Annotated in this window: 24 protein-coding genes; 15 read left to right on the top strand and 9 right to left on the bottom strand. The window is 72.7% G+C overall.

Annotation, left to right across the window (positions count from 1 at the left end; genetic code table 11):
- The first annotated feature begins 52 nt into the window (after window positions 1-52).
- The gene (gene bshB1, locus IC605_RS11920; protein WP_216323892.1) at window positions 53-778 is read left to right on the top strand and encodes a bacillithiol biosynthesis deacetylase BshB1; all 726 of its coding nucleotides are present in this window, start codon (window positions 53-55) and stop codon (window positions 776-778) included.
- 16 nt (window positions 779-794) lie between these two features.
- On the opposite strand, the gene IC605_RS11915 is transcribed toward bshB1, so the two are convergent.
- Window positions 795-1,979, bottom strand: coding sequence for an MFS transporter (locus IC605_RS11915; RefSeq protein ID WP_216323889.1), 1,185 nt, complete (start codon window positions 1,977-1,979; stop codon window positions 795-797).
- Between the two features lie 102 nt (window positions 1,980-2,081).
- On the opposite strand from IC605_RS11915, the gene IC605_RS11910 reads away from it, so the two are divergent.
- From IC605_RS11910 to IC605_RS11885, 6 genes are all read left to right on the top strand, one after another.
- A complete protein-coding gene (locus IC605_RS11910; RefSeq protein WP_216323886.1) occupies window positions 2,082-3,455 on the top strand; it encodes a 3' terminal RNA ribose 2'-O-methyltransferase Hen1 in 1,374 nt (457 codons plus the stop codon).
- On the top strand, window positions 3,452-4,339 hold the full coding sequence (locus tag IC605_RS11905; protein WP_216323883.1) for a nucleotidyltransferase domain-containing protein: 888 nt from the start codon (window positions 3,452-3,454) through the stop codon (window positions 4,337-4,339). Before IC605_RS11910 ends, IC605_RS11905 begins: the two co-directional genes overlap by 4 nt.
- Window positions 4,336-5,106, top strand: a complete 771-nt coding sequence (locus tag IC605_RS11900; RefSeq protein WP_246580733.1) for a nucleotidyltransferase domain-containing protein — start codon at window positions 4,336-4,338, stop codon at window positions 5,104-5,106. Before IC605_RS11905 ends, IC605_RS11900 begins: the two co-directional genes overlap by 4 nt.
- 75 nt (window positions 5,107-5,181) lie before the next feature.
- A complete protein-coding gene (locus IC605_RS11895) occupies window positions 5,182-7,689 on the top strand; it encodes a polynucleotide kinase-phosphatase (protein WP_216323880.1) in 2,508 nt (835 codons plus the stop codon).
- A gap of 99 nt (window positions 7,690-7,788) precedes the next feature.
- A complete protein-coding gene (locus IC605_RS11890) occupies window positions 7,789-8,766 on the top strand; it encodes an alpha/beta hydrolase family protein (protein ID WP_216323877.1) in 978 nt (325 codons plus the stop codon).
- 64 nt (window positions 8,767-8,830) lie between these two features.
- Window positions 8,831-9,877 carry an alpha/beta hydrolase family protein gene (locus IC605_RS11885; protein ID WP_216323874.1) on the top strand — a complete coding sequence of 349 codons (1,047 nt, stop codon included), beginning with the start codon at window positions 8,831-8,833 and terminating at the stop codon, window positions 9,875-9,877.
- Window positions 9,878-9,932: 55 nt separating this feature from the next.
- Here IC605_RS11885 and IC605_RS11880 read toward each other — a convergent pair whose 3' ends face one another.
- On the bottom strand, window positions 9,933-10,475 hold the full coding sequence (locus IC605_RS11880) for a hypothetical protein (protein WP_216323872.1): 543 nt from the start codon (window positions 10,473-10,475) through the stop codon (window positions 9,933-9,935).
- A 101-nt stretch (window positions 10,476-10,576) separates the two neighbouring features.
- Window positions 10,577-11,740, bottom strand: a complete 1,164-nt coding sequence (locus tag IC605_RS11875) for a tetratricopeptide repeat protein (RefSeq protein WP_216323870.1) — start codon at window positions 11,738-11,740, stop codon at window positions 10,577-10,579.
- A gap of 192 nt (window positions 11,741-11,932) precedes the next feature.
- Here IC605_RS11875 and def point away from each other — a divergent pair, with 192 nt between their 5' ends.
- From def to IC605_RS11855, 4 genes are read left to right on the top strand one after another with little or no spacing between them, the layout of a single operon-like run.
- Window positions 11,933-12,574: a peptide deformylase gene (gene def, locus IC605_RS11870; protein ID WP_216323867.1), complete on the top strand. Its 642-nt coding sequence runs from the start codon at window positions 11,933-11,935 to the stop codon at window positions 12,572-12,574.
- Window positions 12,571-13,188, top strand: a complete 618-nt coding sequence (locus tag IC605_RS11865) for a peptide deformylase (protein WP_343216593.1) — start codon at window positions 12,571-12,573, stop codon at window positions 13,186-13,188. The genes def and IC605_RS11865 overlap by 4 nt, the downstream gene beginning before the upstream one ends.
- A complete protein-coding gene (gene fmt, locus IC605_RS11860) occupies window positions 13,185-14,132 on the top strand; it encodes a methionyl-tRNA formyltransferase (protein WP_216323865.1) in 948 nt (315 codons plus the stop codon). The genes IC605_RS11865 and fmt overlap by 4 nt, the downstream gene beginning before the upstream one ends.
- 16 nt (window positions 14,133-14,148) lie before the next feature.
- On the top strand, window positions 14,149-14,763 hold the full coding sequence (locus IC605_RS11855) for an LURP-one-related/scramblase family protein (RefSeq protein ID WP_216323861.1): 615 nt from the start codon (window positions 14,149-14,151) through the stop codon (window positions 14,761-14,763).
- Window positions 14,764-15,021: 258 nt separating this feature from the next.
- On the opposite strand, the gene IC605_RS11850 is transcribed toward IC605_RS11855, so the two are convergent.
- The 6 genes from IC605_RS11850 to IC605_RS11825 all read right to left on the bottom strand — a co-directional run bounded on the left by IC605_RS11850 (window position 15,022) and on the right by IC605_RS11825 (window position 19,472).
- Window positions 15,022-15,699: a monofunctional DNA glycosylase gene (locus IC605_RS11850; protein WP_216324108.1), complete on the bottom strand. Its 678-nt coding sequence runs from the start codon at window positions 15,697-15,699 to the stop codon at window positions 15,022-15,024.
- 82 nt (window positions 15,700-15,781) lie between these two features.
- Window positions 15,782-15,961, bottom strand: a complete 180-nt coding sequence (locus IC605_RS11845) for a hypothetical protein (protein WP_216323857.1) — start codon at window positions 15,959-15,961, stop codon at window positions 15,782-15,784.
- Window positions 15,962-16,361: 400 nt separating this feature from the next.
- Window positions 16,362-16,892: a helix-turn-helix domain-containing protein gene (locus tag IC605_RS11840; protein WP_216323854.1), complete on the bottom strand. Its 531-nt coding sequence runs from the start codon at window positions 16,890-16,892 to the stop codon at window positions 16,362-16,364.
- A 10-nt stretch (window positions 16,893-16,902) separates the two neighbouring features.
- The gene (locus IC605_RS11835; protein ID WP_216323852.1) at window positions 16,903-18,024 is read right to left on the bottom strand and encodes a serine hydrolase; all 1,122 of its coding nucleotides are present in this window, start codon (window positions 18,022-18,024) and stop codon (window positions 16,903-16,905) included.
- 277 nt (window positions 18,025-18,301) lie between these two features.
- On the bottom strand, window positions 18,302-19,042 hold the full coding sequence (gene ubiE, locus IC605_RS11830; RefSeq protein WP_216323850.1) for a bifunctional demethylmenaquinone methyltransferase/2-methoxy-6-polyprenyl-1,4-benzoquinol methylase UbiE: 741 nt from the start codon (window positions 19,040-19,042) through the stop codon (window positions 18,302-18,304).
- A 34-nt stretch (window positions 19,043-19,076) separates the two neighbouring features.
- Complete coding sequence (locus IC605_RS11825) at window positions 19,077-19,472, bottom strand: GNAT family N-acetyltransferase (protein WP_216323847.1); 396 nt, start codon at window positions 19,470-19,472, stop codon at window positions 19,077-19,079.
- A 259-nt stretch (window positions 19,473-19,731) separates the two neighbouring features.
- Between IC605_RS11825 and IC605_RS11820 the strand changes: the two genes are divergently transcribed.
- From IC605_RS11820 to tsaE, 4 genes are read left to right on the top strand one after another with little or no spacing between them, the layout of a single operon-like run.
- Complete coding sequence (locus tag IC605_RS11820; protein ID WP_343216591.1) at window positions 19,732-20,430, top strand: roadblock/LC7 domain-containing protein; 699 nt, start codon at window positions 19,732-19,734, stop codon at window positions 20,428-20,430.
- Entirely contained in the window at window positions 20,427-22,019 is a 1,593-nt protein-coding gene (locus tag IC605_RS11815; RefSeq protein ID WP_216323839.1) for a hypothetical protein, read from the top strand. The genes IC605_RS11820 and IC605_RS11815 overlap by 4 nt, the downstream gene beginning before the upstream one ends.
- Before the next feature lie 31 nt (window positions 22,020-22,050).
- The gene (locus IC605_RS11810) at window positions 22,051-23,955 is read left to right on the top strand and encodes a coiled-coil domain-containing protein (RefSeq protein ID WP_343216590.1); all 1,905 of its coding nucleotides are present in this window, start codon (window positions 22,051-22,053) and stop codon (window positions 23,953-23,955) included.
- A gap of 34 nt (window positions 23,956-23,989) precedes the next feature.
- Entirely contained in the window at window positions 23,990-24,436 is a 447-nt protein-coding gene (gene tsaE, locus IC605_RS11805) for a tRNA (adenosine(37)-N6)-threonylcarbamoyltransferase complex ATPase subunit type 1 TsaE (protein WP_343216589.1), read from the top strand.
- Window positions 24,437-24,508: the final 72 nt, after the last annotated feature.

The raw sequence follows: 24,508 nt of genomic DNA, 5'->3' as shown, positions 1-24,508 counted from the left end.
GGCGGCTTTTTTATTGCCCCGTTGTGGCGAGGTCCGCCCTATCCTGCGGGGCATGACGGCGCACCCGCCCTTCGAGACGACCTTCGGGGCCCCGCAGCCCCTCGACTGGCTGTGCCTGGCCCCCCACCCCGACGACGCCGAGATCGGGGCGGGCGGGACGCTGCTGCGGCTGTCCGGGGCGGGGCGGCCGGTCGGCGTCCTCGAACTCTCGCGCGGCGAGCGCGGCACCCAGGGCACCCCGGCGGAGCGGGCGGCGGAGTGCGCCCAGGCAGCGCGGATTCTGGGCCTCGCGTGGCGCGGGCAGCTCGGCTTGCCGGATGGGGAGCTGAGCGACACGCCGCAGGGGGCCCATGCCCTCGCCCGCGTGCTGCGCGAGGTGCGCCCGCGCGTGCTCATCGTGCCGCACCACAAAGACCGCCACCCGGACCACCTCGGCACGTACCACCTCGCGCGGCGGGCGCTGCACCTTGCCGGGCTGAGAAAAGCGGAGTTGGAGGGCGAACCGCACCGCGTCTCCCGGGTGCTGCTCTACCAGGGGAACGGGGACATCGCGGCGAACGTGCTCGTGGACGTGGGGGCCGTCATGACCGGGTGGGAGGCCGCCATCCGCGCGCACGCCAGCCAGTTCGCGGGCGGGCACGTCTCCGAGACGGTCACCCCCGAGGTCGTGGAGCGCCGCCGCGCCCGCCTGATGTACTGGGGCACCCTCGCCCGGGTGCGCTACGCCGAGGCCTTCGAGGTGGAGGAACCGCTCCTGATCGAGCCCGAGGGGCTGTGACCGTCGGACGTTCCGGTCACAGCCCCTCGCCCCTGGGCTGGGGCAGGGGGCGCGTGACCGAGCGGCCCGGCAGCAGGTAGTAGCACTCGGCGAGGAGGAAGACGGCGGCCCCCAGGGTGAAGACCCCCGCCGGGCCGAAGCTCGCCCAGAGGGCGCCGCCGAGGACGGGCCCGACGGCGTAGCCCAGCGCCTCGACCGCCATGACCGTGCCCCAGGCGGCGGCGCGGTGGGCCTCGGGGAGCACGCGCCCGACCAGCCCGTTCCACCCCACCACGAAGGCGCCGTACCCCACGCCGAGGAGGGGTGCGAGCAGCCACAGCCGCTCCTCCACCCCCGGCAGGGCCGCCGCCCCGAAGGTCAGGGCGAGGAGCAGCAGACCCGGCGCGAGGGCGCGGCGCGGGTGGGCCTGATCGGCGACGCGGCCCGCCCCCCAGAACGAAACCCCGAACACCGCGAGCGCGAGCAGCCCCGGCCCGATCAGGTCCCCGAGTCCCAGCTCCAGCCGGGCGAGCAGCGGATAGAACACGGTGACGAGCAGTCCCGGCGCGAGCGTCTGCGCGAAGGCGGCGGGAAGCAGCACCGCGACGCGCGACCAGCCGCGCCACACGTTCACGCGGCCCGCGCCCTCCCCCTCCGCGCGGGGCAGCCGCAGCCCCCACAGGCTCAGGGCGAGGACGAGGGCGACGACCTGCGCCCCCACGAGCAGCGTCCACGCCGTCTCCGGCCGCGCCTGCATCAGCGGCCCCACCCCCAGCACGCCGCCGAGGATGGCGGGGGCCACGCTGAGGCTGGAGACGGCCAGCGCCCGCGCCGTGCGCCCGGGCCGCGCCAGGGCCTGCGACGTGCTCATCACGCCCGGCCAGAGGGCGGCGTAGGCGAGGCCCCACACCGCGCAGCCCAGCACCCCCCACCCCGGGGACGGGGCGAGGCGGGCGCCCAATACCGCCGCCAAACCCAGCGCCGCCCCCAGCCCCAGCACCCGGCCCAGCCCCCAGCGTTCCGTCAGGAGCCCCAGGGGGCCCTTGGCGAGCGCGTCGGCGAGGTAGTGGCCGCCCACCATCAGCCCGATCACCGCCGCGCCCAGCCCCAGCCCCGGCCCCGCCAGCGGCAGCGCCGACACGAAAAAGCCGGTCCGCACGAGTTCCGAGGCGACCAGCAGCGCGAGCAGCCGCAGCATGGTCAGGGGCCGGGTCCACAGCATCAGCCCCGATTGTAAGGGGCGCCGATGAGCCCGCGCGCCTCCCCGGCTCCGCCACATGACGGACGCCCGTGGGAACGGGGCCGCGCTAGCCTGCCCGCCACGATGCTCCTCACCCTCACCGCCACCCGCCCGGGTTCCGGGGCTCCCCCGGCGACCGACCTCGGCTTCCTCCTGCACAAGCACCCCGACCGCGTGCTGGAGCGCGAGTTGCCGTTCGGGCGCTCCACCGTCTTCTACCCGGAGGCGAGTCCCGAGCGCTGCACGGCGGCCCTGCTGCTGGAGGTCGATCCGGTCGCCCTGTCCCGGCACACGCGGGCGGGTGAGGGCGCTCCCCTCGAACCCTACGTCAATGACCGGCCCTACGCGGGGGGCAGCTTCCTCGCGGTCGCCCTGCGTGACGCCTTCGGCACGGCGATGACGGGGCGGAGCAAGGAACGGCAGGCGCTGGCCGACACGCCGCTGCCCCTCGTCGCCGAGCTGCCCTGCGTGGCGGCACGGGGTCCCGCCGACCTGCCCACGCGGCTGTTCGGTCCCCTCGGGTACGCGGTGGAGGCGCAGCCCGTCCCCCTCGACCCCCTCTTCCCGGAGTGGGGGGAGCGGCCCTACGTCCGGCTGCGGCTGAGCGGGACCGTGCGGCTGAAAGACCTCCTCGCCCACCTGTACGTGCTGCTGCCCGCGCTCGACGGCCGCAAGCACTACTACCTCGACGACGCGGAGGTCGAGAAGCTGCTGCGGCACGGGGCGGGGTGGCTGGACACGCACCCGGAGCGCGAGCTGATCACCCGGCGTTTCCTGCGCTTCCGGGAACTGGTGCGACAGGCGGAGGTCAACTTCACCCCGGAGGCGGCGGAGGACGACGCTCCCCGCGACCCTCACCCCCGCCTTCACGACGAGCGGCTAGACCGGGTGGCGGAGGTCTTGAAGGCCAGCGGCGCCGCCCGCGTCCTCGACCTGGGCTGTGGGGAGGGCAAGCTGCTGCGGCGCCTGCTCGCCGCGCCCCAGTTCAGGGAACTCGTCGGTCTGGACGTGAGCGCACGGGCGCTGGAGATCGCCGCCGAGCGGCTCCACCTGCGGGAACGCCCCGAACTCGCCGGGCGCGTCCGCCTCCTGCACGGCAGCCTGACCTACCGCGACGCCCGGCTGCGCGGCTTTGGCGCCGCCGCCCTGGTGGAGGTCATCGAACACCTCGAACCGCACCGATTGAACGCTTTAACGACCAACCTTTTCGGGGACGCGCGTCCGGGGACGGTGGTCGTGACGACGCCCAACCGCGAGTACAACGCGGTCTTCGGGGAGGACGCCGGGATGCGGCACACCGACCACCGTTTCGAGTGGACGCGCGCCGAGTTCCGGGCGTGGGCGGAGGGCGCGGCGCGGGACCACGGCTACACGGTGCGCTTCGCGGACGTGGGCGAGGTGCATCCTTCGTTCGGCCCGGTGACGCAGATGGCGGTGTTCGGGAAGGCGACCTCATGACCCTGCCGCCCGTTCTCCCTGTAGGCACCAGCGTCGTCACGCGCCTCCCGGTGGCCGGACACCCGGCGGGCGCCGTCGCCGTGGTCGTCCGCTCGCCTCCCGACCCTGACCACGCCTACCGGGTCCGCTTCCCCGACGGCACGGAGGCAACGCTCAGCCGGGGCGGCCTGACCGTTCGGCGGCACGAGAAGAACGCCCTGCCGGATGTGGAACGCGACTTTGCCCCCTTCGTCCAGTACCGCTGCGTGGTGGGCAGCCGGGCCTTCGGGCTGGACACCTCGGCGAGCGACACCGACCTGCGCGGCTTCTACCTCCCCCCGGCGCGCGACCACTGGAGCCTGGCGGGCGTGCCCGAACAGCTCGAATTCGGCGAGGAGGTGTACTGGGAGGCGGGCAAGTTCGTCCTCCTCGCCCTCAAGGCCAACCCGAACGTGCTGGAGGTGCTGCACTCACCACTCATCCAGACGGTGACGCCGCTCGCCGCCGAGTTGCTGGACATGCGGGAGGCGTTCCTGAGCCGCCTCGTCTACCAGACCTACAACGGCTACGTGATGGGGCAGTTCAAGCGGCTGGAGGCCGACCTGCGGCAGCACGGCGAGGTGCGCTGGAAACACGCGATGCACCTCTTGAGACTGCTGCTGAGCGGCATCGCGGTTCTGGAACGGGGCGAGGTGCGGGTCCACGTGGGGGAACACCGGGATACCCTGCTCGCCGTCAAACGAGGCGACGTGCCCTGGACCGAGGTCGAACGCTGGCGGCTGTCGCTCCACGCCGACTTCGACCGGGCCTATGCGCGGACGACCCTGCCCGAACGCCCCGACTACGCCCAGGTGGAGGCGTGGCTCCTGCGGGCCCGGCGGGCGGCGCTGGACTGGGAACGATGACCCTGACCTTCCCCCCGCAACTGACCGAAGCGGTCCACGCCCACCCCCACCCCCTCGTGTTCGCCACGGTGAGCGGCGCGCACCTGTACGGTTTCCCGAGTCCCGACAGCGACTGGGACCTGCGGGGCGTCCACGTCCTGCCGCTGCACGCGGTGCTGGGGCTGGAGACGCCCGGGGAGACGCACAGCCTGGAGCGGGACGACGGCGCGGTGGAACTCGACCTCGTGACCCACGACGCGCGGAAGTTCGCCCGGCTTCTTCTCACCCGCAATGGCTACGTGCTGGAGCAACTGCTCTCGCCGCTCGTCGTCCACACGACACCCGCGCACGGGGAACTCGCCGCCCTGGCCCGGCGGTGCGTGACCCGGCACCACGCGCACCACTACCTCGGCTTCACCCGCAACCAATGGGAGATGCTGGAAAGGGAGGACGTACCCCGCGTCAAGCCGCTCCTGTACGCCTTCCGCACTGTGCTCACCGGGCTGCATCTGCTGAGAACCGGGGAGGTGGAGGCAAATCTCGAAGTGCTGAACGCGCAGGCCCGCCTTCCCTTCCTGGCCGAGCTGATGACCTTGAAGCGCGAGGGGCGGGAGGGAGAGCCGCTTCCCGAGCTGCCCGCCGCGTATCAGGCCGAACACCTGCGCCTCGTGCGGGAGTTGGAGGAGGCGCGGCAGACCACGCACCTTCCGGACAGTGTGCCGGAGGACCTGACCCGCGCCGTGAGCGACTGGGTGGTCCGGGTGCGGCTGGAGCAAGATTTACACTGATCGCCCCTTCCTCCGCCAATCTGCCCATGCCCGGTTCCCTCCCGTGTGCGAGCATCGGCGCTTGAGGCCCCTTCCATGCACATCCCCCTCCCCGAACTCTCCCTCGTCGCCCTCGTCGGTGCGTCCTCCTCCGGCAAGTCGTCCTTCGCCGCGCGGCACTTCCTCCCCAGCGAGGTGCTGAGCAGCGACTTCTTCCGCGTCCTCGTCAGCGACGACGAGAACAGCCTGGAGGCGACGGGGGACGCCTTCGACAGCCTGTTCTTCGTCGGAGGGAAGCGGCTGGCGCGAGGTCGGCTGACCGTGGTGGACGCGACGAGCGTGCGCCCGGAGGACCGGCGGCGTCTGGTGGACCTCGCGCGGGCACATGACGTGCTGCCCGTCGCCATCGTCCTCGACCTACCGCGCTCCGTGCTGGAAGCCCGGCACGCGGCCCGGACGGACCGGAACTTCCCGGCCTCCGTGATTGGGCGGCAGGTCTCGGAGTTGCGGCGGACCCTGCGCGGTCTCCAGAAGGAGGGTTTCCGGCACGTCTGGGTGCTGCACTCGGAAGAGGAGGTGGGAGCGGCGACGGTCACCCGCGTCCCCCTCTACACCAACCGCAAGGAGTTGACGGGCCCCTTCGACTTTATCGGCGACGTTCACGGCTGCCTGCCCGAGTTGCGGGAGTTGCTGGAGCGGCTGGGCTACCGGCTGGAGAGCGAGACCGTCACCCCTCCCACGGGGCGCACCGCCGTCTTCGTGGGCGACCTCGTGGACCGGGGACCGGACAGCGCGGGCGTGCTGCGGCTGGTCATGGGGATGGTCCAGGCAGGTGCGGCCCTGTGCGTCCCCGGCAACCACGACGACAAGCTCAAGCGGGCCCTGGACGGCAAGGCGGTCAAGGCGCAGCATGGGCTAGATGTGACGCTGGCTCAGTTGGAGGAGGCGGGGCCGGAGTTCCGGGCGCGGGTGCGGACCTTCCTCGACGGCTTGGTGAGCCACCTCGTCCTCGACGGCGGGCGGGTGGTCGTCGCACACGCGGGGTTGCCGGAGAGATACCAGGGGCGAGCGTCGGGGCGGGTGCGGAGCTTTGCCCTCTACGGCGACGTGGACGGGAGCACGGACGAACTCGGCCTCCCCGTGCGGCGCGACTGGGCGCAGGAGTACCGGGGCCCGGCCTACGTGGTCTACGGACATACCCCCGTCGCCCAGCCGAGGTGGGTCAACCGGACCCTCAACATCGACACGGGCTGCGCGTTCGGCGGCTCGCTGACCGCGCTGCGTTACCCGGAGATGGAGACCGTGAGCGTGCCCGCCCACGCCCAGTACGCCGTGCCCGCGCGTCCTATAACCGCACCAGAGACGCCGGGAACGGACGGGATGCCCAACCTCGCCGCCCTGACCGTCAAGGCGCGGATCGAGACGCGGACCTTCGGCGGCATCGCCCTGCGCGAGGGCGAGCGGGCGGCGGCGGTCGAGACCTTCGGGCGCTTCGGGGTGGATCCGGCGTGGTGCCCCTACCTCCCGCCCACGATGAGCCCGGTCGAGACGAGCGCGCGGGAGGGCTACCTGGAACATCCGCAGGAAGCCTTCGCGTACTTCCGCTCGCAGGGCGTCTTTCAGGTCGTGTGCGAGGAGAAGCACATGGGCAGCCGCGCCGTCCTCGTGTTGAGCCGGGATGAGGAAACGGCCCGGCAGCATTTCGGAGCGGGAACAGGCCGCATTTATACCCGCACCGGGCGCCCCTTCTTCAAGGAGGACTGGGAGGCGGACGTGCTGACCCGCGCTCAAGCCGCCGTCACCCGCGCCGGGCTGTGGGAGACACTGAACACGGGCTGGCTCGTCCTGGACGCCGAAATCCTGCCGTGGAGCCTGAAGGCGGAGGAGCTGATTCGGAATCAGTACGCGGCGGTCGGCGCGGCGGGGAACGCGGCCCTGCCTGCCGCCGTGACGGCGTTGGAGGCGGCGCGGGCGCGTGGTCTCGAAGTCGGTGAACTGCTCGAACGGACCCGCGAGCGTAGAGGCAATCTCCTCGCCTACCGGGACGCCTACCGCGCCTACGTCCGCCGGGTCGAGGGGCCGGGGGACGTGCAGATTCGGCCCTTCCACCTCCTCGCCTCGGAGGGGGCCGTTCACACGGACAGGGACCACCTCTGGCACCTGGGCACGCTGGGGCGGTTGGCGGAGGCGGACCCCACGCTCTTCGGTTGCACCGCCCACCGCGTCGTCACCCTGGGGGAGGAGGCGAGCGAGCGGGAGGCGACCGACTGGTGGCTCTCCCTCACCGAACAGGGCGGCGAGGGCATGGTCGTCAAGCCGCTCGCCTTCCTCAACCCGGACAAGCGCGGCCTGCAACCCGCCGTGAAGGTGCGGGGCCGGGAATATCTGCGGATCATCTACGGGCCGGAGTACACGCGACCGGAGAACCTGACGCGCCTGCGTTCCCGCTCGCTGGCGGCCAAGCGGAGCCGGGCCCTGCGCGAGTTTCACCTCGGGCTGGAGGGGCTGCACCGTCTCGTCGAGGAGGCGGGCGTGGGGCGGGTCCACGAGTGCGTCCTCGGCGTGCTGGCGCTGGAGAGCGAGCCGCTGGACGCTCGGCTGTGAGCCCATGACAGGGGCTTGAGGGGGCGCTGAACGTTCGCTCTGCCCGCTTTGGTGGCACGTCATCCCGTCGCGCTCACCTGTGGCCTTTAGCCTGCCCGCATGAAGCGAGCCCGTTTCCTGCTGCCGTCCCTGCTTGCCCTCGGTGCCCCCACCGTGCACGCCCAGTCGGCGGCGGCGCTGGCGAAAGTGGACGCCGCCCAGATGAGCATTCCCGCCGCCCGGCAGAAGGCATACCCGGGCAGCGCCCTCACCGTGCGGCAGACCCTCCGCGCCGGGAGCAACTACAAACGCTACGTGGTGAGCTACCTCTCGGACGGGCTGCGGATCAACGCGCTCCTCACCGTTCCCAACGGCACGCCGCCCGCCGGAGGGTGGCCCGCCGTCGTGTTCAACCACGGTTACATCCCGCCGAACGTCTACCGGACGACCGAGCGGTACGTCGCCTATCAGGACGCCTTCGCCCGCGCGAGCTTCGTGACCCTCAAGAGCGACTACCGCGGCCACGGGAGCAGCCAGGGGGAGGCGCTGGGCGGCTACTACTCGCCCGGCTACACCACCGACGTGATGAACGCGCTCGCCAGCCTGAAAAAGGACCCTCGGGTGAACGCGAACCGCATCGGCATGTGGGGGCACTCGATGGGCGGTTTCGTCACCCTGCGGGCGATGGTCATCGACCCCAGCATCAAGGCGGGCGTGATCTGGGCCGGGGTGGTCGGCGACTACGACCAGATCATGAACGAGTGGAACAGTCCCGTCCCCGCCTCCATCCCGCGCCGGGTCCTCGAACTGCGGAAGAAGGCGGTGGCGAAGTACGGCACGCCGAAGGCCAACCCGAAGTTCTGGAATACCCTCAGCGCGAACTCCTACCTGCGTGACCTCGGCGGCCCCCTCCAGCTCCACATCGGCACGGCGGACGAGGACGTGCCCGTGGCCTTCCACACGTCGCTCGTGACCCAGCTCCGGAGCATCGGCAAGCCGGTGCAGAGCTACGTCTACCCGGGGGACAACCACGATCTGACGCGCAACCTGTACACGGCGCTGGCGCGGTCGGTGGCCTTCTTCAAGGAGCGGCTGTGAGGGGAGCGGCCAGCGGTCCGAGTGCCTCCGCTAGAGACTGGCTGTTGGGGGCTGGCCGCTCCCCATGAGGCGCCTCCTCAGCCTCGCCCTGCTCGCCCTCGTCGCGGGGGCCGGGTACGTCGCCGTCACCCAGCCGGAGCGGTTGCCCTTCGAGGTGCCGTGGGTGGAGCGGGAGACGCAGACGAATCCGTCACAGACCCCGGCGCCCACCCCCGCCCCGCCCCTCGGTGGGGTGACGGACGCGGCGCTGGAGGCCCTCGTCGCCCGGCAGCCCAACAGCATCCAGGCGCTGCGGGCGCGCGAGTACCCGGGCAGTGCGCTGACCGTCGTGCGGAACCTGAACCCGGGCGCGAACTACTCCCGGCAGGTTGTGAGCTACGAGTCGGACGGGCTGACCATCTACGCGCTCCTCACGGTGCCGCGCGGCACGCCCCCCGCCGGAGGGTGGCCCGCCATCGTGTTCAACCACGGGTACATTCCGCCGGACGAGTACCGGACGACCGAGCGGTACGTGGCGTATCAGGACGCCTTCGCGCGCTCGGGCTTCGTGACCCTCAAGAGCGACTACCGGGGGCACGGCGAGTCGGAGGGGGTGGCGCTCGGCGGGTACGACGATCCCGGCTATACGGTGGACGTGCTCAACGCCGCCGCGAGCCTCAAACGTGACTCGCGGGTGAACGAAAAGCGGTTGGGCCTGTGGGGTCACTCGATGGGCGGCCAGCTCTCCCTCCGCGCGATGCTGGTGGACCGAGACCTCCGGGCCGCCTCCCTCTGGGCGGGCGTGGTGGCGAGCTACGACGTGCTGGCGACCGACTGGAACCGGGCGCCGGAGACCCAGCGGCCCACCCTCGAACCCCTCCAGCGGCGTTACCTGCGGCTGCTCAGCCCCAACGCCTCCCTCGAAGACCTCAACGGGCGGCCCCTCCAGCTTCACCACGGCACCGCCGACGAGGACGTGCCCTACACCTTCCAGAAGAACCTCGCGGACGACCTACGCGCCGCCGGGCAGGGCGTGGAGGCCTACCGCTACGAGGGCGACAACCACAACCTCAGCCGGAACCTGCGGTTGGCGCTCGACCGGAGCGTGGCATTTTTCAGGGAGAATCTGTAGGGGCCAAAAAAGAACGCCGCCGGGGTGGCAGCGTCCAGAGCGGTCCTTCTGAGGGTCAGCGGCTGATGTCGTAGCCCGTCACCTTGCCCGCTGGGCGGGGGTTGGTGTCGCTGAGGGGGAAGTTGCGGTCATAGAGGTTCCAGCCCGCGCTCACCGTCATGGCGGGCGTGATCTCCTCGCCGCCCCCGGGCAGGGTGATGGCGGGGACATTGCCGCTGATGGTGCTGTAGATCAGCCACTGCTTGTTGCGGGCGAAGGTCTCGCCGACCTCGTACGTGCCCGTGTTGTTGGCGTCGTTGTACGCGACGACCTGATACGCCCCGAACAGGCTGGTCAGGCTGGGCCGGTCGGGAAGGTCGAAGCCGAAGTTCCACGCGTTCACCCCGGTCGAGACGACGTTCTGGGCCTGGTTGCCGTCGTTGGTCAGCACGTCGGGAAAGCCCGTGCCCACCAGCGCGAGGCGCAGCCGGGCGTCGGTGCCCCAGTTGCCGCCGATGGTGCCGCTGAGGTCGTAGGCGTCCGGGGCCTGCACGCCGCGCGAGCCGCACGCCGCGAGCGTCAGGGTGAGGGGGAGCAGAAGCAGAGCAGGGGAGCGCATAGCCCCAGCGTATGGGCTGAATCTGATGGGGGCGTGAACAAAGGTGAGAAGGGAGGGGCCCGGCCAGACACCAGACCCCGTTCAAGGGAGAGGTGGATGCCCTACTTCCCCTGCTGCGCGAGCCGCAGGTAGTACGCGCTCGCCCGGTCGGCCGGGTCGAGGCGCACCGCCTGGGCGTAGGCGTCGGCGGCCCCGGTGAAGTTCTGCCCCTCGTAGCGGGTGCGGCCCAGCCACGACCAGGCCTTGGCGTACTGCGGGTTCTGCTGGGTGGCGGCCAGGAATCCGGCCTCGGCCCCAGCCTTGTCGCCCGCCGCGTACCTCGCGTAGGCGTCGCGGAAAGCGCGCGTGGCGGCGAGCCCGTACCGCTCGCCCTCCTGCGCGACCGTGAGGTTGTAGCGGTCCGCCGCGTTCGCCTCGGGCAGGGCGGCGGCGGCCTGATAGGCGGCGCGGGCGGCCTGGGCGTTTCCGAGGTCGAGGGCGAGCTTCCCGGCCTCCCGCCACGCCTCGATGAAGTTGGGCGCACTCCGGGCGGCCTCCTGGAATCCGGCGAGCGCCTGCGGTTTGCGCCCGGCGTCGAGGTCCGCGTACGCCCGGCTGAAGGCGCGGGTGGCGGCGGGGCCGTAGCGGCTGGCCCGCTGCGCCACCCCCTGGAAGTACGTGAGCGTCTTGTCCCCGGGGGCGAGGCTCAGCGCCCGGCTGTAGAGGGTCTGGGCGCGGGCGTAGTCCCCGGCCTCCAGCGCGGTGCGGGCGGCCCAGGTCGCGCAGGGCACGCTCGCCGGGTCGAACTCCAGGCAGGCGGAGAAAAAGCGCGCGGCCTCGGTCGGCTGGTTGCGCGTGTAGGCGGCGTAACCGAGGTTGTACTGGACGGACGCGGCCTGCTTCGCCTCCGCACTCCCGGGGGCGGCGGGCGTGACCCGGAAGTACGCGGCCCAGGCGAGCTCCGCCTGACGCCAGAAGCCGACCTCGGTGTAGATCTGGGCGCGCAGGCGCAGGTATTCCGGGTTCTGGGGTTCAAGCTGCGCGGCCCGGTCGGCGGCGGCGGCGGCCTGTTTCCAGAGGGTCTGGTCGATGTTCGCGCTGCCCTGCGGATAGGTGGCGCGGGCCCGCTCGGCGAGCTGCCGGGCCTCGGCGGCGGCCCCGGCTGCGTCCCCGGTAGGGGCGGGGGTGGCCGTCGTGGTGGGCGTGGTTGCGGGCTGCGCCGTCTGCGCGGCGGCCAGGGAGGCGAGCAGCGCGGCGGTCAGGACGAGGACAGGTCGGGTGGGCATGGGTGGAAAACCTCCTGGTCGGGCTTCGGCGGGTGGGGCGTCGGTCCCCCTGACGCTAGGGGGGCGGGGTGGGGAGGGCGTGAGAGGACCCTGGGGCCGGGCCACACCTTCGGAGGGGGCCGGGGGCACCTTCGCGGCAAAAGTGCAGGCACGGCGACGCGGCGCGGTGAGGCTCTGGTAAAAAGGGGTGCTATGGCCCAGGCCCCCCGCGTCTACCCCATCCGCCTGTACGGTGATCCCGTGCTGCGCCGCAAGGCGCGGCCCCTGAGCCCCGGAGACACCCTCACCGTGCCCGGCGCCGGACCCCAGACCGTGCGCGAGGTGGCGAACACCATGCTGGAGACCATGTTCGAGGCGCGCGGCGTCGGGCTGGCCGCCCCCCAGGTGGGCCTGCCCGTGCGGCTGTTCGTGGCCGCCGAGTACGAGGACGACGAGGAGGAACACGAGGGCGGCGACGCGCCCCTCAAGTCCCGCGTCCTGCGCGAGTTCGTGATGCTCAACCCGGTGCTGACCGTCGTCGACAAGAAAAAGGACCGCTCCTACCAGGAAGGCTGCCTGAGCATCCCCGGCATCTACGAGGAGGGCGTGCCCCGTGCCCGCGCCGTGCAGGTCCGCTACACCGACCTCGACGGGCAGGAGCGGGTCATCGAGGCCGACGACTACCTCGCCCGCGTCTTCCAGCACGAGACCGACCACCTCGACGGCGTGTTCTTCCTCGACCGCCTGCCCCCCGAGGTGACGGAAGACCACCGCAAGGCCCTCGCGTCCATGCAGCGTCAGGCGAAGGCGTACCTGAATTCCCTCGCCGACGCGGGCAAGGAACGGGCGAAGTGACCCAGACGGGAAGCGTCTATCCCATCCGGCTCTACGGCGACCCGGTATTGAGGGGACAGGCACAGGCCATTGAGGACCTGAGCGCTCCCGTGCAGGTGCCCGGCTTTGCCCCCCAGTCCTTGCAGGAGGTCGCCCGCGCGATGCTGGAGACGATGTACGAGGCACGCGGGGCGGGACTGGCCGGGCCCCAGGTCGGCCTCCCCCACCAGATTTTCGTGGCGGTCGAGTACGACGACGACACGGAGGAGGGCAAGCCGCTGAGGGCCCGTGCGCTGCGCGAGTTCGTGATGCTCAACCCGGTCGTCGAGCCCCTCTCCGACCGCGTGGACACCGACTTCGGCGAGGGCTGTCTGAGCATTCCCGGCCTCAAGCGGACGGACGTGCCCCGCCACAGTGAAATCCGCGTGACCTACACCGATCTGGGCGGCGAGCGGCGCAGCATAGAAGCCGACGCCTTCCTCGCGCGCATCTTCCAGCACGAGACCGACCACCTGCACGGCCTGTATTACCTCGACCGCCTGCCCGGATACGTGACCGAGGAGTACGTCGAGTATCTGGCCGAGTTGAAGGGCCGGGCCCGCGCTTACCTGCAAACGCTGGAGGCCCAGGGTTGACCCCCCCGCGCGTCGCTTTTTTCGGTTCGCCCGCCTTCGCCCTGCCGGTGCTGGAGGCAATCCGCGAACGCTTCGAGGTCGTCCTCGTGGTCGCGCAGCCCGATAAGCCGGTGGGGCGGGGACTCAAACTCACGCCACCGCCCGTTGCCGCCCGGGCCGTTGAACTGGGCCTGCCGCTGGCGCAGCCGAAGAAACTGCGGGGGAACCTGACCTTCGAGGAGCGGTTGCGCGAGAGCGGGGCGGACGTGGCCGTCACCTGCGCGTACGGGAAGATTCTGCCCGGCTCCCTGCTCGCCGTTCCCCGCTTCGGCTTCCTGAACACGCACACCAGCCTCCTCCCCGCCTACCGGGGCGCGGCGCCGATCCAGTGGGCCCTGATCCGGGGCGAGACGGTCACGGGCACGACGATCATGCAGACCGACGAGGGGATGGACACGGGCCCGGTCCTGCTGCAAGAGGCCCTGCCCATCGCGCCCGGGTGGACGAGCATCGAACTCGCGGACGCGCTGAGCGCGCAGGCGTCGCGGCTGATCGTGGACGCGCTCGCCCGTCTCCCCGACCTCTCCCCCACCCCGCAGGACGACGCCCAGGCCACCCACGCCCCCATGCTCGTGAAGGAGGACGGCTTCGTGCGCTGGGGGGAGGGCGCGCGGGCGGTGGTGAACCGTTACCGGGGGGTGGCCGCGTGGCCTCAGACGACCGCCTTCCTGAACGGTGCCCGCCTCAAGCTGAGTGGCCTGAGCGTCACGCAGGGGTCGGGCCAGCCCGGCGAGGTGCTGGGGGTGGACGAGGGCGGGTTGACCGTCGCGTGCGGCGTGGGCGCGGTGCGAATCCAGACCGTCCAGCCCGAGGCGCGCAGGGCCCAGCCCGCTCAGGTGTGGGCGCAGGGGGCGGGCGTTGCTCCCGGCACCCACCTGGGCGGGTGGGAACCGGACCCCGCCTGAGTCCGTACCCCGGGGTGTGAACCCCACCTTTCCCCTCACGCTCGAATTCAAGTTCAGCCTCCTGACCGAGCTGCGCGTCACGGACGCCGAGGGCCGCCTCGTCGCCGTCGTCAAGGAGAAGTTCTTCAGCGTCCGCGACGAGGTGAGGGTCTACGCCGATGAGGCCAGGCGCCAGCAGACGCACGGCATCCGCGCCCGGGGACTGATGGCGGGGGCGCTCGACTGGCGGGCCCGGCGCGAGATTCGGCGCCTGGACGGCCCCCTGGTCGGCTCGCTCCAGGCCCGGGGCCTGCGCACCCTCTGGGCGGCGAGCTACGAACTTCTGGGCCCGGACGAGCGCGTGGAATTCACCATCCTCGACGACCAGCCCTGGATGAGCGTGGTGGAGGGGGTCTTCGACGCCATCCCCCTTATCGGCGACGTGATCGCGCTGGGCTTCGACTACCTCGTCAATCCGACCTACACGGTCACCGACGCCGCCGGACAGCCCGCCTTCCGGGTCCGCAAACGCCGCAGCGTCTTCTCGCGCCGCTTCGTGGTGGAGGAATTGCGCCCCATCCGGCCCGAGGAGGCGGAACTCGTGACCCTGGGGCTGATCCAGCTCGTGCTGCGGGAGCGTGAGCGGGGCTGAGTTTTCGATGACCGCGAGGGTTTGGGCCGACTTCAACAATAGGGACGAACAAAACCGCGTGCGTCTGAATGCCAACGGCTCACTTAAGAACTGACCAGACTCTTTCAAGTCACAACAGGCATAGTCATCACTGCCTACGACGACGAAATAGAGGTGGACGTTGTGCTTGAGCGCGACGGACCGATTTGGGTTGGTGTCATGGTCTCTGATTATCGTGACGTGAGGAAAACGAACGATTGAGGAGAATCTCTCCCTGTCTTACGAAGATTTCCCCGGCTTCTCCCCGAAGCTCGGCACGTTGTTCCCGTAGATCGCGTGGGCGTCGCAGCGTTCGCGCAGGACACAAGCCGGGCACCGGGGACTGGTCCACGTGCACACCCGCTGGCCGTGCCTCAGCAGGTTGAGGTGCAGCTCGTACAGGAAGGGCGGGTCGGGCGGCAGGAGCTTGAGAAGCGCCCGGTGCGCCGCCTGCTCGCCCATGCGGGGAATCGCGCCGACCCGCGTGCTGACGCGGTGGACGTGGGTGTCCACCGGGAAGACGGGCCGCGCGTAGTTGAACAGCAAGACGAGCGAGGCGGTCTTGAGACCCACCCCCGGCAGGTCGGTGAGCCACTTCATCGCGTCCTTCACCGGCAACTCGGCGAGGAAGTCGAGGCTGTACCCGCCCCGCTGCTCGCGGATGGCCCGCAGGGTGGCCTGGATGCGCGGCGCCTTGCTCTCGGGGTAGTTGCTGCGCCGGATTGCGTGCGCGACGACCTCGGTCGGCGTGTCGATGATCGTGTTCCAGTCGCCGAGTTGCCGCAGTTCCTGATAGGCGGCTTCCTCGTCCTGATGGGTCGTGCGCTGGGAGAGGATGGTGCTGATCAGCTCGTGCATGGGCTCGCGCCGGGGCTCGTGGGCGCGGTCGCCGTACGCCTCGTGCACGCGGTCGAACATCCAGCCCAGCAGTTCGGCCCGCTCCGGTTCAGGGCGGGCCGCGTTCAGGGGCCGCTCACCCTCGGGCGGGCCCAGCAGAGGCTCAGTCACGGCCCGGGGTGGCGCTGCCCTCCACCTCGTCGCGGTCCCCTTCCGCCGAATCCTTGTCGGCGGGGTCGATGTCCGGGTCCTGGCCGCGCGCCGCGTCGGGAATGGCGTGGCTCTGCCCCTCGGCGGGCGACGTGTTGGCGGGATCGTACCCCTGCTTCTGGTCGTCGGTCATGAGGTCAGCCTGCCCCCCCGGAGTCGGCGGGCGGGCGAGACTCGGGTGAAGGGGCGTTTATGGCCGCACCTCGAAAGGAGACGGGAAGAGCAAGGCGCCTCGTCGGTGGTGATGACCAAAAGACGGCGCTGAATGGAAGGGGCGTCAAAGCTGTGCGAGTCGGGGATGTCGGGGCGCGAGGAATCAGGCTTGTCGCCGGGTCGTCCGGACCGCCGCTCGTGGAGTCGGCCGACGGCCCGCCCTTGCCGACGCGGCGGTGGTGGCCTCCAGGCGAAGGGGTGAGGTTCGGAGGACTCCACCGCGTCGGCGCCACCCGACACATCGAGGGGCGGTCCGCCTCTGTCCGCCTGGGGTCGGCCCATCCGGTACGCCCAGGCCCGTCCTTTTCCCAGGGTTCCGGTCAACCCCGCTCCCCGCCCGATTCGGCAGGCAGCGGCCCGGTGGCGCGCAGGATCGCCAGCAGGGGCACGACGCGCGCGCCGGGCACCCCGTAGCGGCCCCGGCCCTGCGGGGTCAGCCACCCGGCGGCCTGCAACTCGCGCAGGTGATGGTAGAGCTTCCCGGCCCCGGCGAGGTCCGGCTGGGCCTGGAGGTCCGCCGTAGTGCGCTGCCCGTGCAGGACGGCACGCAGCAGCGCGAGCCGCAGGGGGTGGCCCAGGGCGGCGAGGGCGGGGGCGGCCTCCGCCCAGTCGGCGGCGAGGAGGTCGGGGGCAAGCGCCGTCTCCTGCCAGCCGTACCGCTCGCCCGTGGGCAACTCGACGTGGCCGGAAAAGAGCACCGCCCCCTGCGGGTAACGGCCCGTCAGGGTGTCGAGCGCCCAGAAGTCCTCACTCCCGGTCGGCGGCGCGGCCCCTGCTCGCCCGGCCTCCAGCGCCCGCACCCGCTCCTCCAGGGCGCGCAGGCGGGCTTCGAGGTCCGGAGAGCCGTTCACCGGGCCGAGTCTACCGGCTTTGCAGGGCCCCGAGCAGGCGCTGGGCCTCGCCCGGGAGGAGGGCGACCGAGAGCATGGCCCCTTCGAGGTTCTGCGTCAGCCGGGCATATTCGTCCGGCGGAATGCGGCGCAGGAACACGCTGACGACGAGCCGCTCCCCGGCACGCGGGCCCACCCTGGGCGCGAGGGCGAAGGTGTTCGTGAGCACGCCCGTCAGGCTCCCGCCCTTGGCGTACAGGGCCGTGAACGCCTGCGCGTTGTCGGGATTCACGCGCAGCGGCCAGCCCAGGTGGCGCCGCATGACCTCCAACTCGGTCTTGCCCAGGCCCGCCCCGGTCAGCACGCGCGCCATCAGCCCCGCGAAGTCGTTCGCGGTGCCGCGCGGGTCGGTGGCGTCGGCCAGCCTCGCCTGCTCGGCGGCAGCGGGCCAGGACGGCAGCCGGGTCAGGTTCCTGCGTGCCTCCGCGTCCCGGCTCAGGTCATCCGCCTTCGCCCAGTCCCGCGCGACCCGGGTCGCCAGGGGTTGCCCCGCGTAGACGTTCAGGGCGTCCGGCGCGGCCCAGTTGCCGACCATGCCGAGGACCGGGCCGAAGTCCTCCTGCCCGGTCAGCCCCAGGGCGCGGACCGTCCCGGGGATGGCCCCCGGTCCCAGCCGCGAGAGGATCAGGTCGGCGGCGGCGTTGTCGCTCGTCTCGATCATGAACTGGGCGAGGGTGTCGAGGGGCACCGTCCGCGAGCCGTCCCGCGCCCGCCCCTGCGCGTCGGCGGGGATGTCCAGCGCCCTCAAGCTCGCCGGGTGGGCGCCGCCGTCGATGCCGGGGACGTAGGACGCCTCCCACTCCGAGAGCCGCACGGGTGTGTGCGGGTCCAGCCGCCCGGCCTCCACCGCCCGCGCGTAGGCGGCCAGCAGCACGATCTTGCGCGTGCTGGCGAGCGGCATGGGCCGGGCCGCATTCCACGTGAGCCGGTGCCGCGCCGGGTCGGGCGTGCCGTCCGGGCGAACGGCGTGGGTCACCACCGCCACGTCCCCCGGCTGCCTGCGTGCGAAGTCCAGCAGCGGCGCCAGGGGATCACCCCCCTGCGCGCGGGCACATCCGGGAAGGAGGACCAGGGCCAACAGAAACTTGCGCATGTTCTACAATATTTCGTAGTTCTGTAAAACACAAGAGGGTGGCGAAGCTGTCGCGGAGGCGCAAGGCTCGCACAGCGCCGGTCCACCCCTCTGCGGGGCACCTCCCCTCAGGGGGGAGGCAAGGATGGGACCCTTCACGCCACACGAACTCTCTGGCTCCCCTTCAAGGGGGGCTGTCAGCAGAGCTTACTGAGGAGGCGTCGCAGGGGCGCGAGCGTCCACAACCCGGATTGTGCGCCAGCCCCGGTGATGGAGAAGAAGTCCCCTTGTTGCTGGGTCAGCCCTTGTCGCCGACGTGGATGGCGGCGATGCCGAAGGTCAGCAGGCGGTAACGGGTGCGAAAGCCGGTGGCGTGCATCAGCCCGGCCAGCCGCTCGGGCTCGGGGAAGGCGAGGACACTCTCGGGGAGGTAGGTGTAGGCGCCCGCGTTGCCGCTGACCATGGCGCCGACGCGCGGCAGGACGTGGCGGAAGTAGAGGCGGAAAACGGACCCGAAGAGGCCGGGGCGGGGCGGCGGAAATTCCAGAATGACGAGGCGGCCCCCCGGGGAGAGGACCCGCCACATCTCGGTGAGGCCGCGCGAGTAGTCGGCGAAGTTGCGGAAGCCGAAGGCGCAGGTCACCGCGTCGAAGCTGCCGTCGGGGTAGGGGAGCTTCAGGGCGTCGCCCTCCTCCAGCCGGACCGTGAGCCCCCGCGCCCGCGCCTTCGCGCGCCCGATCTCCAGCATCTGCGGCACGAAGTCGCTGCCGACGACCTCGGCCCCCGGAGCACGGGCCGCCAGTTCGAGCGCGAAGTCCGCCGTGCCCGTCGCCACGTCGAGGATGCGGGACGGACCCAGGCCGAGCGCCTCACGGGCCGCCTCACGCCGCCAGCCCCGGTCCACGCCGAGGCTGAGCACGCGGTTGAGCAGGTCGTAGCGGGGGGCGATGGCGGCGAACATCGCCTGCACCTCGCGGCCCTTGTCGCGCGGCCCGCCCTGGCGGTCGCCCACGGGCGGGGTGGAGGGGGAAGAGGTCATGGCCCCGATGATAGGCGGGCGGGGCCGGGACGCGTCACCGCAGCCGCAGCAGCCCCGCCGCCGTGGGCTGAAAGCCGCAGCCCGCGTAGAAGGCCGTCAGGTGGGGCCCGAAGTCCACGTGCAGCCAGTGGGCGCCGCCCGCCCGCGCCGCGTCCGCCGCCGTCCTCACGAGCCGGGTGCCCACCCCGCGCCGCCTCGCGTCCGGGTGAACGGTCGTGTCGAGCAGGAAGGCGTGGACGCCCCCGTCCCAGGCGACGTTGACGAAGCCGACGAGCCGCTTCCCCTCGTGGGCCGTCACCCAGGTCAGGCTGCGGGCGAGGACGGCGGGCCAGTCGCTCCCGTCGTCCGGCTCGCCCCACGCGGCCCCGCGCAGGTGGCCCAGGACGGCCGGGTCCACCTCGGCCCGGACGCGGTACTCGGTGTGCGGCATGGGGGCAGTGTAGGAGCACGTCCGAACGGCGCGGCCGCGTTTCCCGGCGACAGGACGGCGACGGCCCTGTCACCCCCTGCAAGCGGCTCTGAACATCCCTCCCGTGGGGAGACCGGCGCCGTCCCGATGCAGCGGCTTTTTCAACACGCTCCGGGAATACTCCGGCTCCTACGGCGGCGGGGCTGAGAGAAAAGTGTAAGCGGGCGCGGCCTACACTCCGTTCAGGTCTGCCATGACAAATGCCGTGTACAACCTGACTGTGCGTACCCTGTCCGGCATCGTGTCCGAGCGGGCCGCCGAGACGATGCTGCGGGCGGCGCTGCGCGAGCAGGGGCTCGCCCCCGAGGGCGTGAGCGCCCGCGACATGGGGCGCGTGCTCGAAGGCCCGCTGCTGGGGCGGCTCTCGGGGGTGCTGCCCGCCGCCCAGGCCCGCGCCGAGCTGGGGGCGCTCGCCCGTCAACTCGCCGGGCCGCCGGGCGGGGAGGCCGTCCCCGGCGCGGCGGCCCCCGTGGCCGCCTGGGACGAGACCCCGGGCGCGGAGACCGGCAGTTGGGAGGACGGCCCCCTCCTGGGCGCCGACGACTTCGAGTTCGACGATCCCGACCACATGACCCCTCCCGGCGAGCGGACCTACGACCTGGAAGATCCCGCCGACCAGGACGCCCTGATCGCGCACCTGGGCCGGATGACGGGCGTGCAGGGGGTGCTGGTGTGCCGGGCGACGGGAGAGGTGCTGCGCGAGCGCTCCCTCTCCGGCGCGGCGAACCTGGGAAGCGTGATCGCCGCGACCGCCCTGCTGTTCCAGAAACGCGCCCTGCGGCTGATGTCGGCCGACCTGGGCGGGCGGACGGTCTGTATGCGGCCCCTCGGCGCGTGTTGCGTGGCGGTCGTGGCCGGGCCGCAGGTCAATGTCGGGCGGCTGCTGACCGAGTTGCAGCTCCTGCGGGAGGCCCCATGAATCCTTTCCCACGTCGTTTCGCCGCCCCCCTGGCCCTGGCCGCCGCCCTCGCGGCGGGAACGGCGGGCGCGCAGGACCTCGCGGCCTACCGCGCCCTCGCGGCGAGCCTGGAGGCCGCCTCGCAGGCCCGGCCCGCCAGCGCCGAACGGGCCCTGGCCCAGCTCGACCGCGCCGAGACCGCCCTCGCGGGGCTCGCCCCCAGCCTGCGCAACCCGCAGATCGCGGGCGGGCTGAGCGATGCCCTGGGCCGCGCCCGGGGTGCCCTGGCCCGCACCCCCGCCGAGGTGCAGGCCCAGGTGCTCCTCGCCCGGGGCCTGATGCGCCGGGCCCTGTACGACCAGACCCTGACCCTCCTCGCGGACAGCCCTGGGAAGGGCGCCGAGGAGGTGCGCCTGCTCGGGCGCGAGTTCGGGCTGGGCGCCGCCGCGGGGGCCGCCCTCGCGGGGGACGCCGGGGCGGCGCGGCCCGAGCGGGTCGCGTGGCGGCTTCAGCGGGCGGCGGCCAGCAAGGTGGGCCTGGCGCTGGGGGCCGCCCGCGCCGAGCGCACCCCGGCGGCCTATCTCAACCTCGCCCGGGCGGCAAGCTGGTTCACGGTGGTGCAGGACGCGGGCGGCGCGGGCGGCTTGCAGGTCGCGGGGTTCGACGAGGCCCTGCGGCAACTCACGGCGGGCGACACGGCGGGGCTCACGGCCACGCTGCGCACCCTGCGGCAGGGCGCGGCGGCCCTGAACGCGGCGCTCGCCACCGCTCCCCGGGTGGTCGCGCCGGTGGTGCAGTCCACCGCCGAGAACCAGACACCTCCCCAGGCGACCTCTCCCGCGCCCACGCCCGCCCGGCAGGCCGTCCGCCCCCCACCCCAGACCAGCCCCGACCGGGCGGGCGGCGTGGACGGGGCCTACGCGGCCCTCGGCCGGGCGCTCACCGCCGCCGGGCACGGGGACGGCGAGGGGGTCAGGGCGGCGCTGGGCCGCGCGCGGGCGGCCCTCTCCGCCGCGCCGGGCGACCTGTCCGCGGCGGGCGGATACGACGGCTTTCTGGAGACCCTCACCGCCGCGCAGGATCGGCGTGCCCCACGCCCGGCCGACGTGCAGGCCCTCATCGCCGGGCTGGGCGCCGTGGAGCGCGAGGCCGCCGGAGAACGCCCCAGCCGCCTCGACGCGGCCTCGGCGGGCGCCTCGCATTCCTTCGGGGGGGGGCTGCGGGCCGCCGTGTTCCTGGGGCTGGCGCTCCTCGCCCTCGTGCCGCTGTATCTCCTCAACCTCGCCTTCGGGGGGCGCAACGCCTCGTGGCGGGCGATCACGGCGGGGCTCGTGCTGCTGCTGCTGCCGGTCTTTCTGGAGGGGGTCTTCGGGTTCCTGGGCTGGCTCGGCGACCGCCTGGGGGTCCCCCTGCTCGCGGGGGCGGGCACCCTCACCCTGACGCAGGGGGCGTATGGGGTGCCCCTCTGGGCCCTGACGGCGGCGCTCGGCATCGGGCTGGTGGCCTTCGGCTTCCGGGGGCTGTGCGTGCAGTTCGGGTTGATCGGCCGCCCGGCGGCGCCCCGCCCCGCCCTCTCCCAGGGCCTCGACTGGGACGAGGAACCCACGTGAGCCCCGGTCCCCGTGACGCCCGGAGCCGCGTGTGACCGTGGATACGGCCCTCGCCCGGTTGCCCGCGCGGCTGCTCGGCGACCTCGTCTCACCCCGGGCACTCGAACGCATCGTGGGGGACGCGGCGCAGGCCCGCGGGCTGAGCCCGGCGGGGCTCGACGCCGCCGCCCTGGAGGACATCCTCAAGCGCGAGGTGTTCAAACGCCTCCAGCTCAGCGTGCCCGCGCCCCTCGCCAAGCGGCGGGTGTCGGAGGTGATCGCCGAGCTGCACCGGGCGGCGAGCGAGGGCGCTCCCCCACCCCTCCCCGGCAGCGATCTCACAGCGCTGGAGGAGGGCGTGCGCCGATTCTCGCTGTACTTCGACTGGCCCGAGACCCAGCGGCTGCGGGGCGTCCTGGGCGTCGCCCGCCAGGAGGAGGACGCCGGTCGGGACGCGGCCGCCCTCGCGCGTGAGGGCCAGGACCTGATCGCCCTGATGGAGCGCCGCCTGGAAGAAGGGCTCGTCACCCAGGCGCAAGACCTCGCGGAGCTGCGCGCCGCCTTCGCGCGGGTGCAGGGCATGGGCGGCAAGGACGTGCGGCGCCTGGAGAACCTGATCACCCAGATTGGCGAGGCCCAGGGGCAGGGCACCCTCCTCCCCGCCGAGGTCGAGCGGGCGCGCACGATCACCTTCAACCTGCGCAAGCTGCTCGAATCATCCCTGGTGCAGCCGGTGGCCGGGCCGGGCACCCCCGATCCCGAGGCGCACGCCCGGATGCTCGCCCTGGAACAGGAGCACGCCGGGAGGCTCCTCGCCGACCTGACCCGCGAGTTCGCGGCGCTGCTGCGCGCCCGCCCGGACCTGGAGGAACACGGGGGCGCCCTGCGGGGGGCACACGGGGCCGGGTCGCTGGGTGCGGAGGCCGCCCTCGCCTGGCGCGCGAGCCTGGAAGCCGCCCGCGACGAGGCCCGCGCCGCCCAGAGCGCCGAACTCGCCGGGATCGAACAACGCCTCGAAGCCCTGCCCGGGAGCCCCGCCCTGCGCGAGGCGCGGGTGGCCCTCGACGTGGCCCGGCTCACGCTGGACGGGGGCGGCCTCGCGGGCGACGAGCTGCGCGACCTGCGCGCCGCCCTGGGGGCGCTGGAGGCCACGCCCGGGGACGCCGAGCACCTGCTCGCCGCCGGGCGCGAACTCGCCGAGGTCGAGCGCGCCGCCCGCGACGTGCCGGGCGCCGCCGCCGACCTCGCCCCGGGGCTCGCCGCCGCCCGCGAGGCGCTGGCGCGGGGCGAGCGGGTGGACGCCGCGCCGCTGTGGGCTATTCTGGAGCGCCGCATGGGCGAGGCCGCCCGGCAGCGCGAGGACTTCGATGCCCGCGCCGACTTCGTGATCCGCGAGTACGACACCGTGCGCGGGCTGGCGGGCGAGACTACCCAGCGCCTCGGGCGCCTCGCCGACACCCTGCGCGCCCAGCGCCGCCTGGGGCCGATGTCGCAAGACGCCCGGGGCCGCTACGCCCAGACCCTGGAGGAGGCCGAGGCCCTGCTCCACGAGGCCCACGCCGAATACCGCGCCGCCCAGGAGGTCACGGCGACCTTCGGCGCGGACGCGCTGAGTGACCTTCTGGGGGTCTTCGACCTCGGGGCGCTGGGGGGTGAGACAGCCCCGGATGCGCCGAGCTTTCAGCCGTCAGCCGTCAGCCGGGAAGCCGCCGGGGAAACCTGGACCGCCCAGGACGGCCTGCTCACGGAGGGACCGCACGAACCCGCCGCCCAGGGCATCGCGGCCCTGCTCGCCCAGGCGGCCTTTCTCGGCATCCGGCAGGCGCAGTTCGAGGACGACCGGGGCGTGTGGGCGTGCGCCCGCCTGCCCGACGGCTCGTGGCGCATCGCGCGGGGCGCGGACGCGGCGGCCCTGGGTCCCCAGGCCGGGTCCTGGCTCACGGGCACACGCGGCTGACCTTCCTGCCCTCCCGTCTGCTTTACTCGGGGGCGTGACCCCTCCCCTTCCCCTCCGGCCCGGCGAGGTGCGGCTGCTGCGCGGCGCGGATGAACAACGCGCCCTCGGCGCCGCGCTCGCCCGCGCCCTGCCCCCCGGCGCAGTGCTCTTTCTGGAGGGCGAACTCGGGGCGGGCAAGACCACCCTGACGGGCGGGCTGGTGGCGGCGCTGGGCTTCGCGGACCCGGTGACCAGCCCCACCTACGCCCTGATGCACCCCTACCCCACCCCGGCGGGCCGGGTGCTTCATGTGGACGCCTACCGGGTACGCGACCCCGGAGAGCTGTACGAGATGGACCTCGAAGACCTGATCGCGGGGAGCCGACTGAGCGTGATCGAGTGGGGTGAGGGGCTGTACGCCGACTACCCGGACGCCCCGGTCCTGCGCCTGGAGCATGTGGCGGGCGAGCCGGGGGTGAGGCGGGCGACGCGGGTCCGCTGAGGAGACTTCGGCAAGTCCTAACCTTCCCTCAACCCCCGTCTCCGGGTGCCTCCCCCTGAAGCCCCGCCCCGG

It is taken from the genome of Deinococcus aestuarii (assembly GCF_018863415.1).
In the GTDB taxonomy this organism is placed as follows: domain Bacteria; phylum Deinococcota; class Deinococci; order Deinococcales; family Deinococcaceae; genus Deinococcus; species Deinococcus aestuarii.
The sequence above is the reverse complement of the archived record's forward strand: the minus strand, read 5'-3'. Positions and strand labels throughout refer to the sequence as shown.